This window comes from Thermus kawarayensis JCM 12314, assembly GCF_055393575.1.
The window spans coordinates 467,526-479,948 of sequence record NZ_AP043756.1 but is presented as its reverse complement, the minus strand read 5'-3'; the positions used below and the strand labels follow the sequence as shown (position 1 = coordinate 479,948).

Annotated in this window: 16 protein-coding genes; 8 read left to right on the top strand and 8 right to left on the bottom strand. The window is 69.0% G+C overall.

The features are described from left to right. The first annotated feature begins 16 nt into the window (after positions 1-16). The 3 genes from ACZ5RK_RS03010 (at position 17) to ACZ5RK_RS03000 (ending at position 2,573) form a co-directional block, all read left to right on the top strand. Positions 17-1,081, top strand: coding sequence for a TIGR04053 family radical SAM/SPASM domain-containing protein (locus ACZ5RK_RS03010; RefSeq protein WP_464909619.1), 1,065 nt, complete (start codon positions 17-19; stop codon positions 1,079-1,081). Positions 1,082-1,108: 27 nt separating this feature from the next. Continuing rightward, positions 1,109-1,537 carry a c-type cytochrome gene (locus ACZ5RK_RS03005; protein ID WP_464909618.1) on the top strand — a complete coding sequence of 143 codons (429 nt, stop codon included), beginning with the start codon at positions 1,109-1,111 and terminating at the stop codon, positions 1,535-1,537. A 157-nt stretch (positions 1,538-1,694) separates the two neighbouring features. Next, positions 1,695-2,573, top strand: a complete 879-nt coding sequence (locus ACZ5RK_RS03000; RefSeq protein ID WP_464909617.1) for a hypothetical protein — start codon at positions 1,695-1,697, stop codon at positions 2,571-2,573. Here the strand turns inward: ACZ5RK_RS03000 and ACZ5RK_RS02995 are convergent. The 4 genes from ACZ5RK_RS02995 to ACZ5RK_RS02980 are packed head-to-tail and all read right to left on the bottom strand — an operon-like array spanning position 2,548 to position 5,459. Continuing rightward, the gene (locus ACZ5RK_RS02995; RefSeq protein ID WP_054647718.1) at positions 2,548-2,880 is read right to left on the bottom strand and encodes a NifB/NifX family molybdenum-iron cluster-binding protein; all 333 of its coding nucleotides are present in this window, start codon (positions 2,878-2,880) and stop codon (positions 2,548-2,550) included. The genes ACZ5RK_RS03000 and ACZ5RK_RS02995 overlap by 26 nt on opposite strands. A 27-nt stretch (positions 2,881-2,907) precedes the next feature. Continuing rightward, the gene (gene moaC / locus ACZ5RK_RS02990) at positions 2,908-3,378 is read right to left on the bottom strand and encodes a cyclic pyranopterin monophosphate synthase MoaC (protein WP_054647717.1); all 471 of its coding nucleotides are present in this window, start codon (positions 3,376-3,378) and stop codon (positions 2,908-2,910) included. A gap of 28 nt (positions 3,379-3,406) precedes the next feature. After that, on the bottom strand, positions 3,407-4,615 hold the full coding sequence (locus ACZ5RK_RS02985; protein ID WP_464909616.1) for an MFS transporter: 1,209 nt from the start codon (positions 4,613-4,615) through the stop codon (positions 3,407-3,409). A 10-nt stretch (positions 4,616-4,625) separates the two neighbouring features. After that, entirely contained in the window at positions 4,626-5,459 is an 834-nt protein-coding gene (locus tag ACZ5RK_RS02980) for a universal stress protein (RefSeq protein WP_464909615.1), read from the bottom strand. A gap of 33 nt (positions 5,460-5,492) precedes the next feature. Between ACZ5RK_RS02980 and folP the strand changes: the two genes are divergently transcribed. The 3 genes from folP to ACZ5RK_RS02965 all read left to right on the top strand — a co-directional run bounded on the left by folP (position 5,493) and on the right by ACZ5RK_RS02965 (position 7,414). Next, positions 5,493-6,329, top strand: a complete 837-nt coding sequence (gene folP, locus ACZ5RK_RS02975; RefSeq protein ID WP_464909614.1) for a dihydropteroate synthase — start codon at positions 5,493-5,495, stop codon at positions 6,327-6,329. 9 nt (positions 6,330-6,338) lie between these two features. Beyond that, entirely contained in the window at positions 6,339-6,695 is a 357-nt protein-coding gene (gene folB / locus ACZ5RK_RS02970) for a dihydroneopterin aldolase (RefSeq protein ID WP_464909613.1), read from the top strand. A 176-nt stretch (positions 6,696-6,871) separates the two neighbouring features. Further along, positions 6,872-7,414 carry an NYN domain-containing protein gene (locus tag ACZ5RK_RS02965; protein WP_054647335.1) on the top strand — a complete coding sequence of 181 codons (543 nt, stop codon included), beginning with the start codon at positions 6,872-6,874 and terminating at the stop codon, positions 7,412-7,414. Between the two features lie 284 nt (positions 7,415-7,698). Here ACZ5RK_RS02965 and ndk read toward each other — a convergent pair whose 3' ends face one another. Further along, complete coding sequence (gene ndk, locus ACZ5RK_RS02960) at positions 7,699-8,112, bottom strand: nucleoside-diphosphate kinase (protein ID WP_054647336.1); 414 nt, start codon at positions 8,110-8,112, stop codon at positions 7,699-7,701. A gap of 21 nt (positions 8,113-8,133) precedes the next feature. Next, positions 8,134-9,057, bottom strand: a complete 924-nt coding sequence (locus ACZ5RK_RS02955) for a PP2C family protein-serine/threonine phosphatase (RefSeq protein ID WP_464909612.1) — start codon at positions 9,055-9,057, stop codon at positions 8,134-8,136. Between the two features lie 116 nt (positions 9,058-9,173). Here ACZ5RK_RS02955 and ACZ5RK_RS02950 point away from each other — a divergent pair, with 116 nt between their 5' ends. Together ACZ5RK_RS02950 and surE are read left to right on the top strand one after the other, a co-directional pair. Next, entirely contained in the window at positions 9,174-9,380 is a 207-nt protein-coding gene (locus tag ACZ5RK_RS02950) for a cold-shock protein (RefSeq protein WP_053768577.1), read from the top strand. Positions 9,381-9,436: 56 nt separating this feature from the next. Next, positions 9,437-10,183 carry a 5'/3'-nucleotidase SurE gene (gene surE / locus ACZ5RK_RS02945; RefSeq protein ID WP_464909611.1) on the top strand — a complete coding sequence of 249 codons (747 nt, stop codon included), beginning with the start codon at positions 9,437-9,439 and terminating at the stop codon, positions 10,181-10,183. Here surE and ACZ5RK_RS02940 read toward each other — a convergent pair. Beyond that, entirely contained in the window at positions 10,180-10,956 is a 777-nt protein-coding gene (locus ACZ5RK_RS02940) for an SAM hydrolase/SAM-dependent halogenase family protein (RefSeq protein WP_464909610.1), read from the bottom strand. The two genes, surE and ACZ5RK_RS02940, sit on opposite strands and share 4 nt — an antisense overlap. Then, entirely contained in the window at positions 10,957-12,405 is a 1,449-nt protein-coding gene (locus ACZ5RK_RS02935; RefSeq protein WP_464909609.1) for a tetratricopeptide repeat protein, read from the bottom strand. It lies immediately after the preceding gene. Between the last annotated feature and the right edge of the window lie 18 nt (positions 12,406-12,423).

Sequence of the window (12,423 nt, the reverse complement as noted above, 5' to 3'; positions counted from 1 at the left end):
CCCCCATCCTTAGGGCATGAAGCCCGACCTCCACCGCTTCCCCCTCCTGGTGGCCTGGGAGATGACCCTGGCCTGCCTTCTGGCCTGCCTCCATTGCCGGGCCTCCGCCGAGCCCGACCCCTTACCGGGAGAGCTTTCCACGGAGGAGGGCCTAAGGCTTTTGCGGGAGCTCGCCACCTACACCCCCAAGCCCATCCTCCTGCCCACGGGAGGCGACCCCCTGGCCCGCCCCGACCTCTTCCTCCTCCTGGAAGAGGCCAAGCGCCTCGGCCTCAAGGTGGGCCTCACCCCCGCGGTCACCCCCAGGCTCACCCAGGAGGTGGTGGCCCGCTTCCGCGAGCTCGGGGTGCACCAGATGGCCATCTCCCTGGATGGGGCAAGCCCCGAGGCTCACGATGGCTTCCGGGGGGTGCCGGGCACCTTCGCCCTGGCCCTTAAGGCCCTGGACTGGGCCAGGGAAGTGGGCCTCATGACCCAGGTGAACACCACCGTATCCCGCCACACCTGGAAGGAACTCCCCGGCATCGCCGAGATCCTGGCGGAAAAAGGCGTGGCCACCTGGGAGGTCTTCTTCCTGGTGCCCGTGGGCCGGGGGGCCCTTTTGGACCAGCTCTCCCCGGAGGAGTACGAGGAGGTCATGCATCTCCTCTACGAGCTTTCCCGCCGCTACCCCTTCAAGGTGCGCACCACCGAGGGCCCCATGTTCCGCCGCGTGGCCCTGGAGCGCCGCCAGAGGGAAGGGGGAGAGGACGGGGCGTTGGTGGGGGAGGGGCGGGGTGTCCACCTCTCCGACGGGTTCGGGTTCGTCTTCGTCTCCTCCACGGGGGAGGTCTACCCCTCCGGGTTCCTCCCCCTTTCGGCGGGGAACATCCGGGAGAAACCCCTCCTGGAAATCTACCGGGATAGCCCCCTCTTCCGGGCGCTCCGGAACAAGGACCTCCTGAAAGGGAAGTGCGGCGTGTGCGAGTACCGGGGGATCTGCGGGGGAAGCCGGGCCAGGGCCTGGGCCGAGACCGGGGACCCCCTGGCCGCCGACCCCCGGTGCGCCTATACCCCTCGAGGACAAATGCCCCTAGCCTGAGGCCTGGAGGCCCCCTATGCTTGGGGTATGCGGCGCCTCGTTCCCCTTCTTGCTTTCTTGGGGCTTTTGGCCCTGGCGCAAAGCCCTGGGGCCAAGCTTTACTCCGCCCACTGCCAGAGTTGCCACCAGGCCCTAGGCCAGGGCCTCCCCGGGGCCTTCCCCCCCCTCACCCACCTGGACCAGCTGGCCCAGGCCAAAGGGGGCCGGGAGTACCTGATCCGGGTGGTGCTTTACGGCCTCCAGGGGCCCTTAACCGTAGGGGGAAAGACCTACAACGGCGTCATGCCCCCCTTCCGCCAGCTCAAGGACCAGGAGGTGGCGGACCTCCTCAACCACGTCCTCACCGCCTTTGCCAAGTCCAAGGCCAAGCCCATCGCCGCCGCCGAGGTGAAGGCGCAAAGGGCCAGGGCCCTTTCCCCGCAGGAAGTCCTCAAGTCCCGTCCCCCGGTCAAGTAGACCGGCGTACTCCCTCCCCCCGGGGCCTTTAGGCCCCGGGCCACCTTTAGCACCCCACCGCGGTGGGGGCCCCGAAAAAGCCGCCCCAAAGCCTCGGCTTGGGCATCCCCTGTTGCACTCCTGGGGCACTTGGCCGCCCCGGAGGGATAATGTGGGCATGGGCCCAGGGTTTCACCGCCTTTACGCGGGCCGCCTGGCCTGGCGCTACCGCCTAGGCCTGGCCTTGGGCCTGGCCCTTCTGGGCTTTCTCCACCCCCTGTGGGCCCTGGTTTCCCCCCTCGCCCTCCTGCTTCCCGCCCGGCCCTTTGAAGGCCGGGCCCTAAGGGCCATCGCCCGGAAGAGCCTCGCCTACCCCACGGCCCTGGCCTACGGGGAAGAAAGGCTTTGGCAGGAGGCCAAGCGGGTGCGGGTAGACCTGCCTCCCTTTCCCGCCTGGCTCCTTCTGGCCTACCTCCTGGCCCTGTCCCTGGCCTTGGCCCCCGCCCTCTGGAAGGGCCCAGAAGGGGGGGGCTGGCCCTCTCTGGGGGCCGAGCCCGCAAAAGCGCCGCGCTCCCTCCAAGAAGCCCCCTCCCCGGGGGAACAGCCCCAGAGAGGGGCCAAGGAGGTCTCGCCGAAGGGGGAAACGGCCAAGGAGGGGAGGCCGCAAGGTCCCTCCCCGGGGGAACAGCCTCAGAAAGGGGCCAAGGAGGTCCCTTCGCCGGAAGGGGAAAGGGCCCAGGAGGGAAAAGCGCAAGGCCCCTCCCCGGAAGCCTCCGCCTCCGGCCGGGAGGAGGGAAGGCCCGCCTCCTCAGGCCCGCAGGGGACCCCGGGGCTAGGCCCCCAAGGCCCTTCCCTCAAGCCCCCCCCGCCCCCCTCGGGGCCGAAGGAGGGCCTCCTTTCACCGGAAGGCCAAGGGGAGGCCTCCCTCCTCCCCACCCCCTGGCCCCAGGGCCAGCCGCCGGAGAAGGTGCGGCGGGGGGTAGAGGTCTACCTGGAGCGCACCCCCCTTGCCCCGGAGGACCGGGAGCTCCTCAGGCGCTATTTCGGCCTTCCCTGACCCGCCTAAGGGCCTCGGCCACGCTCACCGGGCCCACCTCGAGGCGCTCCGCCACGGGAAAGGCCCCCATAGACCCCCCGTGGCCGAAGCGGGCCCCCACCCGAAGGTCCACGTCCTTAAGGAGCTCCCGCATCCTTTGATGCTTGTCCCCCCCTTCCATGGCGGCGTAGGGGTTTTCCCGCACCTCCACCAAGCGGGGGTTTCCGTCCTCGGCCACCTCGTAGATGGCGAAGCGGGGGGCGTGGCCGAAGGGACCGGGATACACCTTGGTCTCGTCCTGCTTGGCTAGGGCTATGGCCAGGCGCATACCCTCAGGATACACCCTGGGGGTACTTTACCCCCGCCGCCACTCCCCGCTCTTGCCGCCCGCTTTGTGGAGGAGGCGGACCTGGGAGATCACAAGCCCCTTGGAGGCCGCCTTGAGCATGTCGTACACGGTGAGGGCGGCCACGGCGCAAGCGGTGAGGGCCTCCATCTCCACCCCCGTTTCCGCCCTGGTCCTCACCGTGGCCTCTATGCGCACCCGCCGCCCTTCCCGCTCCAGGGCCACCTTCACCTCCACCCCGGTGAGGGGCAAGGGGTGGCAGAGGGGAATGAGGTCGGCGGTCTTCTTGGCGGCCATGATCCCCGCCAGCTGGGCCACCGCCAGGGGGTCGCCCTTGCCCACCCCGCCCCCTTCCAAAGCGGCCAAGGCCTCCTCCGTGAGCTCCACAAAGGCCTCGGCGGTGGCGGTGCGGAAGGTGGCGGGCTTTTCCGTGACGTCCACCATGTGGGGCTTGCCGTCCTTGAAGTGGGTGAGGTCCATGGTCTTAGTGTAGCCGCGCCACGCCTTCCTACCGGGCCCGGCGGATGCCCGCCACCAAGAACGCCCCCAGGAGGAAGAAGGCCCCCGCCAAGAAGAAGAGCGCCCAGTAACCCAGCCCGGGTTCCCGGGCGTTCAGGAGGTCCAGAGGGCGGCCGAAAACCCCGGCCAGCACCTGGGGTACCACGATGGAGGTCTGCCAGAGGCCCATGTCCGTGGCGTGGGCCTCGGGGTCTTTGAGGATGTCGGAAACCAGGGCCCAGTCCACCGCCAGGTACACCCCGTAGAAGAGGCCGAAGAAAAGGGAGAGGGCAAGGAGGGTCTCGTATCGGGGGAAGAGGAGAATAAAAGGCATCAAAAGCCCAAGCCCGGCCCCGGAAAGGTAGATGAGGGGCTTGCGGCCCAGTCGGTCCGAAGCCCTCCCTGCGGGCACGCTGGCCAGGGCCGCCCCCAGGGAGATAAGGAGGCCCAAAAGGGCCACCGCCTGGAAGGGCTCTTCCGTGAGCACCCGCCCCAGGACGGCGAAAACCCCCACCACGTCGGCCAGGAAGTACTGGAGATAGGTCTGGGCCAGGTAGAAGCCCAGCATGACCAAAAAGCGGGTGAGGTAGACCAGGAGGAAGTCGCGGTCGCGCCAAGGAGTGGCCACGGCGGCGAGGAAGGGGCGGGGATTGGCCCGGGGCAGGCGGTCAGGGACCAAGGGGAGGCTCAACATAGCCCCCAGGAGGTTTACCAGGGCCGCCAGGTAGGCCTGGGGGGCCAGGGGCAGCACGAAGCCCACCACCCCTCCCAGCACCTGCCCCAAGACCTGCAAGGCCCCCATGTACCCCGAGGCCTGGCCCCTCTCCCCCCTGGGCACCAGGTCGGGGATGAGGGCGGAGTAGGGGCCGGTGGCCAGGTCGTCGGCCAGCTGCAGGAGGAGGTAGGCCACAAGGAGCGCCCCGTAGCTCGGGGCGTGGACCAAAAGCCAAAGGGCCAAGGCGGTGAGGAGGCTCCCCCAAAGGAGGAAGGGCCTCCGCCTCCCTAGGCGGTCGGAAAGGTAGCCCATGGTGGGCGGGCCCAGGATGGCCATCACCGCCCCCAGGCCGAAGAGGAAGCCGAGGCGGGTGGCCTTTTCCTCCGGAGGGGAAAGCTCGGCCACCTTGGCCGGGAGGAGGACCAGAAGGACCAGGAACCATTTGAGGCTGGTGGCGAACCAGTAGGCGGAAAGGGCGAGGAACCAGCCGGGCCCGTGGCGCATGGGCCCCACCTTACCAGACCGCGGCCTCCGGGACCACCAAAAGGGGCAGGGCGCTCCGCAGGGCGAGGACCTCCACCATCCGCCCCAGGCGGTGGCGCCAGGAGCTTTTGGCCTTGGAACCCAGCGCCAGGAGGTCGGCCCCGCGGTCCTCGGCGAGGCGCAGGAGGTCCATTTCCTCCTCCCCCCAGAAGACCTCCACCGCCCCGGTGGCCCGAAGGAGGCCTTCCAGGTGGGCCCTGGCCCTCTCCAGGACCTCCCGGGCGGAAAGCCTCGCCGGGTCCAGGTAGGTGGGGAAGCAGCACCCCCCTTCCCCGCTCACCAGGTGGAGGCCCAAGACCTCCGCCCCCAGGGCCTTGCCCCAGGCCTCGGCCACGCGAAAGGCGGCCAGGCTCGCGGGGCTATCGTCCAGGCCCACGGCGATGCGGCGCACCTGGGTAAGGGCCCTGGGCAGGAGGAGGACGGGCACCTCCCCCCGGTGGAGGAGGTAGCGGGCCAGCCCCCCCTTGGCCAGGGCCTCGAGGGGCGCCTCCCCGCCCCGGCCCAGGAGCACCAGCTTGCTCCTAAGGGCCTCGGCCGCCACCGCTTGGGCGGGAAACCCCCGAAGGACCCGGACGGGGAGGCCCGTGGCGCCAAGGGCCTTCTCCACCTCGGTTTCCGCCAGGCACAAGGCCTCCTCCACCCGGGGCTCCAGGTGGGGGAGACGCCTCCTTAGGGCCTCCCAGTAGGACGAGGGCACCACGTGAAGAAGCAAGGCGGGCATCCCAAGGCCCCTTTCCAGGAAGCGGGCGCTTTCCACCACGGCCTCGAGGGTCTCTCCGAGATCCACCGCCGCCAAAAGGCGCATGCTTCACCTCCTCGCCTCCACTATAATCCGGGCGTGCTTTGGCTTAGGGACCGCACCCTGGACCTCTCGGAGCCCAGGCTCATGGGAATCCTCAACCTCACCCCCGACTCCTTCTCCGACGGCGGCCTCTACCTGGAGCCGGAAAGGGCCCTGGCCCGGGCCAAGGCCCTGGTGGAGGAAGGAGCGGACCTCCTGGACCTGGGGGCGGAGTCCACCCGGCCCGGGGCGAGCCCGGTGCCCGTGGAGGAGGAGAAGAAGCGGCTCCTGCCCGTCCTGGAAGCGGTGCTGGAACTCGGGGTGCCGGTGAGCGTGGACACCCGCAAGCCCGAGGTGGCCGAGGAGGCCCTAAAGCTCGGGGCCCACCTCCTGAACGACGTCACCGGGCTTAGGGACGAGCGCATGGTGGCCCTGGCGGCCCGCTTTGGGGTGGCAGCGGTGGTCATGCACATGCCCGTGCCGGACCCCGCCACCATGATGGCCCACGCCCGCTACCGGGACGTGGTGGCCGAGGTGAAGGCCTTCCTCCAGGCCCAGGCGGAGAAGGCCCTTAAGGCGGGGGTCCCCCAGGTGGTGCTGGACCCCGGGTTTGGCTTCGGCAAGCTTCTGGAGCACAACCTGGCCCTCCTTAAGCGCCTGGAGGAGATCGTGGCCCTAGGCCATCCCGTCCTGGTAGGGCTTTCCCGCAAGCGCATGATCGGGGAGCTCACCGGGGTGGAAGCGCCAAAGGACCGGGTTTTGGGCTCGGTGGCCGCCCACCTCTACGCGGCGCAGAAGGGGGCGAGGCTCCTCCGGGTGCATGACGTGCGGGCCCACCGGGAGGCCTTGGCGGTCTGGAAGGCCCTCACCGCCCCCCACCCCGGCCCGGCTTAGGAGGCGAGGATGGGAGAGATCGCCCTTTTGGGCCTGGAGTTCTACGGGCGCCACGGGGTCATGCCCGAGGAGGGGCGGCTTGGGGCCCGGTTCGTGGTGGACCTCTGGCTCACGGTGCCCTTTGAAGGCAAGGGGGACCGCCTCGAGGAAACCGTGGACTACGCCGCCGTCTACGCCCTGGTGGAGGAGGCGGTGCGCCACCGCCGCTTCTACCTGATAGAAGCCCTGGCGGACCACCTGGCGGAAGCCCTCATGGAGGCCTTTCCCCGCCTCCAGGCCGTGAGGGTGCGGATCCACAAGCCCCACGCCCCCATCCCCGGCGTCTTCCGCGACGTGTACGCGGAAACGCAAAAAAAGCGCTCCTAGAGCGCATTTTCTTCCCTCATCTTGCGCTCATGGGAAAGGCGTGGTAGGATTCCCCTGCCCGAAAAGGGCTAAGCCGAAAGCGGTATACTTCCCCCACCGCTCAAAGGAGCGGTGGGCTATAAACCTTCTCACCCTTAGGGGATAAACTGAGGATGCCCGGGAAGGGGCGGGCCCGTATGGAAAGGGTAGCCATATTTATTGACGGCTCCAACCTCTACAAGGGGTTGGTGCAGCACCTGGGTTCGGACTATCGGCTGAACTTCGTGGAGTTCATCACCCTCCTCACCGCCGGAAGGAAGCTGCTTCGGGCCTACTACTATAACGCCCCCCTGCCCCCCGAAGACCCCGCCGCCAAGGCTCACCAGAGCTTCCTCAACTACCTGAAGCGGGTGCCCTACGTGGCCGTGCGCCTGGGAAGGCTGGAAAGGCGGGCGGACGGCTTCGTGGAAAAGGGGGTGGACATCCAGATCGCCATTGACATCCTGCGCCTGGCCTACGCCGACGCCTACGACGTGGCGGTCCTGGTCTCCGGGGACGGGGACTTCGCCGAGGTGGTGCGGGTGGTGCAGGACATGGGAAAGCAGGTGGAGAACACCACCTTCCACGCCCTCTCCTCCCACCGCCTGGCCCAGCAAGCGGACCGCTTCTATCCCCTGGACGACTTCCCGTGGGAGCGCCTACGGGCCCAGACCCTCCCCCAGGGGCCGGAGGAAGGCTAAGTACCCCACCGCGGCTTTCGCCGCGGTGGGGGCCCCAAAAAGTCTTCCCCCAAACCCGGCTTGGGCATCCCATGTTGCGAAACCAAAGTGCGGGCACTTAATGCCACCCCATGCTGGCTTGGGCCAGCATGGGGCCCCTAGGCAGGCTTCCCCGAGCCGGCAGAAAGGAAACAGGGAGAAAGGGTATACCCCGCTCTGGCGAAAGCCAGAGGGGGGCCCCAAAAGGGCTTTCCTGGGCCTTCGCCCCGCGGAGCCAAGGCGCCGCGTAACCAGGATGGGTGGCCCTAAAGCAGCTCCTCGGGGCGGAAGAAGAGGGCGATCTCCCTCTCGGCGTCCTCGAGGGTGGCGGAGCCGTGGATGACGTTCTCGTCAATGGTGGTGGCGTAGTCCCCGCGGATGGTGCCGGGGAGGGCGTCCTTGGGGTGGGTGGCCCCCATCATCTTCCGCACCTCGGCCACGGCGCCCGGGCCCTCCAGGACCATGGCCACCACCGGCCCCGAGGTGATGAAGCTCACCAGGCCGGAGAAAAAGGGCTTCCCCCGGTGCTCGGCGTAGTGCCGCTCGGCGAGCTCCTGGGAGATCTTGAGGAGCTTAAGCCCCACCAGGCGGAAGCCCTTGCGCTCAAAGCGGGCGATAATCTCCCCCACCAAGCCGCGCCGGAAGCCGTCGGGTTTGACCATCACGAAGGTCCGCTCCATACCCAGAGAAGTCTAACAGGCCTAGGGGCGGAAGTAGCCCAGGAGGATATAGGCCACCACCACGATCCAGAGGAGGATGAGGAGGAGGTCCCGCCAGCCAAGCCCAGGCCTTCTGGGCTCCAGGACCTGGGTGGGGAGTTCCTCGGGTTCCTCCCCGAGCTTGAGGCGCACCGGGGCCCCCCGGGCCGCCTCCAAGGGTAGGGCGTAGGGACGGGTGGACTGGGGGAGCTCCTCCGGCACCCTCACCACGATGGCGCTGATGTTGTCGGGCCCGCCCCACTCGTTGGCCAGCTCCACCAGGCGCCGGGCGGCCTCCTCGGGAGGGAAGTTTTTCAGCACCTCCTTGAGGGTCCGGTCCTCCAGAACCCCGGAAAGCCCGTCGCTGCAAAGGAGGAAGGTGTCACCCGGGGAAAGCTTAAGCCCCAGAAGGTCCACCCGGGCCTGGGGAAAGGAGCCCAAGGCGTTGGTGATCACGTTGCGCCAGCGGTGGGTCCGGGCCTCCTCCAGGGTAAGAAGGCCCTGGCGCACCCTTTCCGCCACCCAGGAATGGTCCTCGGTGAGAAGGGTGAACTCCTCCCCCCGGAGGAGGTAGGCCCTCGAGTCCCCCACGTGGGCCACCAGGGCGTAGGGCAGGTCCAAGAGGAGGCAGGTGGCCGTGGTGCCCATGCCCCGGTTCTCCGGCCGCTGGGCCTCCTGGTGGATGCGGGCGTTGGCCCGCTCAAAGGCCTCCAGGAGGGCCTTGGGGGAGGGTTCGGCTTCCTGGAAGTGGCCGAGGATGCCCTCCACGGCGAGCCTGGCCGCCACCTCCCCGGTGCGGTGCCCCCCCATCCCGTCGGCCACCACGAAGACCCCACCCCAAGGGGTGAGGAGGTGGCCCACGGCGTCCTCGTTTTTGGAGCGCTTGAGGCCGGGGTGGGTCCGTTCGGCGAAGGCGAGGCCGGGCACGAAAGAATTCTATCCCATGGAGGCCTCCCCCATGGGGGGCTTGACTTTCCCGAGGAGGCGTGGGATAGTAAGGAGTCCCTGGAAAGCCGGATGGGTTTTCGGGATGAAGGAGAAACATGAAGAAGGGTACGGTCAAGTGGTTCAACGCAGAAAAAGGCTACGGGTTCATCCAGCAGGAAGAAGGTCCTGACGTGTTCGTGCACTTCACGGCCATTGAAGCCGATGGCTTCCGCACCCTGAACGAGGGGGAGCAGGTGGAGTTTGAGGTGGAGCCCGGCCGGGGCGGCAAGGGCCCCCAGGCCAAGAAGGTCCGCCGCATCTAAAGCCCCAGGGCCTGAAAGGACCCCCTTCAGGGGGTCCTTTCTTTTAGGCTAAGGGCATGCGCATCCTCGTTTCCAACGACGACGGCATCTTTTCCCCCGGCATCAAGGCCTTGGGCCTGGCCATGCGGGCCCTGGGAGAGGTGTACGTGGTGGCCCCCGACGTGGAGCAGTCGGCGGTGGGCCACGGCATCACTGTGCGCCGCCCCCTGCGCTTCAAGCACACCCAAAGCGCCGGCTTTGGGGAGATCCCTGCTTACCGGGTGGACGGCACCCCGGCGGACTGCGTGGTCCTGGGGGTCCACCTCTTGGGGCGGCCGGACCTCTTGGTCTCCGGCATCAACATCGGGGTAAACCTGGGCCTGGACCTCACCCACTCCGGCACGGTGGCGGCTGCCCTGGAGGGCACCTCCTTGGGCATCCCCTCCATCGCCTTCAGCCTGGACACCTCCGAGGAGCTGAACTTCGCCCAGGCGGCGGAGTGGGCGGTGCGCATCGCCAAGAAGGTGGCGGAACGGGGCCTTCCCAAGGGGGTGCTCCTCAACGTGAACTTCCCCGCCGGGGCCCCCAGGGGAGTCCGGGTGACCCGGCTTTCCACCCACCACTTCGAGGACCGGGTGGTGGAGCGCCTGGACCCCGAGGGCCGCCCCTACTACTGGATCGCCGGCACCCCCGTGGGGGAAGAGGAGGAGGGAACGGACCTCTGGGCGGTGCGCCAGGGGTACATCTCCCTCACCCCGGTGAGCCTGGACTTCACCGCCGGCGAGTTCCTCCCCGAGCTGGCCCGTCTGGCCCAGGACCTCTAAAGGAGCTCCACGGGCATCCCCTCCCTCAGGCCCAGGGCCTCCCGGGCACTTCCCCCGTGAAGGGCGATCTCCAAGAGACCGGCGCTTCCCAGGTAGGCCAGGGCCTCCCCCACGGCCACCTCGCCGAAGGTGCGCCGGATGGGAAGCCGCCTTCCCGCCACCTCCACCCAGCCGCCCAAGGGGGCCCGGAGCAGGGTGGTGATGGCGTTGCCGAAGCGGTCAAAGGTGAGGACCTCCCCCCGGGGGCCCTGGCCCAGGGAGAGGGGTAGGCGGAGGAGGCTTTCCGGGGACACCTCCCTTCCCAGAGCCTCAGGGGGAAGGCCCAAGGCCAGGTGGGCCGCCGCCGGGGCGAAGCGGTCGCGGCCGTGGAAGGTGGCCCCTCCTGGGCGCCAGCCGGGAAGGGGAAGCACCCCTTTGGGGGAAGGCGGGAGGAGGCTTTCCAGGAGAAAGGCCTTCCGGGGAGGGTCCAGGAGCCAGGCCAGGGTGAACAGGCCGTTGTCCGGGCCTACGTACCACCGCCTACCCCGGGCGGCCACGGCCCGCCGGGAGGTTCCCACCCCCGGGTCCACCACCGCCAGGAGGACGGCCCCTTCCGGCAGGTAGGGCACCGCCTCAAAGAGGACGTAGGCCGCCCGCCGGAGGTCCTGGGGAGGGAGGTCGTGGGCCAGGTCCACCACCTCCACCCCCGGGGCCCTCTCCCGGAGCACCGCCTTGACCACCCCCACGTAGGGGTCTTGCAGGCCGAAGTCGGAGAGGAAGAAGACCGGGCTCATCTAGAACCTTCGCAACCAGGTGGGGGGGAAGAGGGCCAGGACCACCCCCGCCACCACCCAGCCCAAGGCCACCCCCAAGACGCCCCCCGCCCGCTCCCTGGCCCAAAGGAGCCCGGCCCCCAGGAGGAGGAAGAGGAAGGTGGGGCCGGGCACCGCCAGGGCGAAGAAGAGCGAGGAGAGATAGGGGGCGAGATCCCGGTAGCGCTCCCTAAACACCCAAGGGGCGAGGCCTCGGAAGAGGGGCTCCATGAGGGCCAGGCCTAAGAAGACCAGGAGGTGTAAGGGCAGGGTGGGAAACCCCAAGAAGGGCCGCACCAGCCCGTAGGCCCCCAGGGCCAGGACCAGGGCCGGTCCCACCCAGAACCCCTCCACCCAGCCCTCGAGGGGCCCCAGCACCTGGGAAAGGCGCCGCCTTTGCCAAAGGAGAAGCCCCATAAGGAGGAAAAGGCCGTAGGCCAGGAAGAAGCTGGGGAGGATCTGGGCCCTTTGGTAAGGGGTGAAAAGGGCCAGGAGGTTGGCGAAGAGGGCCTTGCCCAGGAAAAGGGCCACCCCCAGGGCCAAGGCCAGGGCCAGGAGGACGAGAAGGTAGAGGCTCCCCGGCCCCGGGAGGGGGTCTTCCACCACCTCCACCGTGCGCAGGGGCTCAATGCGGCTTTCCCCCAGGACCACCAGGACCAAAAAGGCCACGAAGGCCAGAAGCCAGGGCCACACCCGGGCCAGGAGAAGCCCGGGGAGGTTCAGAAGCCCCGAAAGCTGCCCCAGGGCCGCCTGCCCCCGGGCCCAGTCCCCCTGGCCCAGGTAGGCCAGGGCCAGGGTGGCGAGGGCCTGGCGCTGGAGGCCGGGCTGGCCGGAAAGGTCCGGCAAGACCTCCTCCAAAAGGGCCGCCGCCTCCCCCGGCCTCCCCGAGAGGAAGAGGAGGCGGCCCCGCTCCACCCGCTCCTCCAGGGTGGACCCCAAAGCGGCAAGCCCCTCCTCGGGCCTGCCCAAGGCCAGGTGGAGCCGGGCCAAAAGAAGGCGCACCTCCGGGGTGGGGGGAAGGCCCCGGGCCTCCTGGAGGGCCTCCTCGAGGCGGTTCTGGGCCTCCAGGGCCAAGGCCCGAAGGAGCCTGCCCTCCGGGGTCTCCGGCAAGGAAAGCCTGAGCACCTCCCCCGGCTTCCCCCGCAAGAGGAGAAGCCTCGCCCGGAGGGGAAGGGCTTCTGGGTCCTCCCCCAGGCGCTCCAGATAGGCTCCGGCCTGGGCGGCGTCCTTCTTTTCCAAGTGGATGCGGGCCAAAAGGCGCAGGGCGGGCCGGTACCCGGGGTCCTCCACCAGGGCCAGCTCACACGTGGCCTGGGCGCTTTCCAGGGCGCCTTGACGGTAGAGGCGCTCACAACGGGCGTAATACTCCTCTGCCCCCTGGGCCAGGGCCAGGAGGCTCAATACCCACGCAAGCCCCAGGATAAGCCTCATGCCCTCCAGTTTACGCCC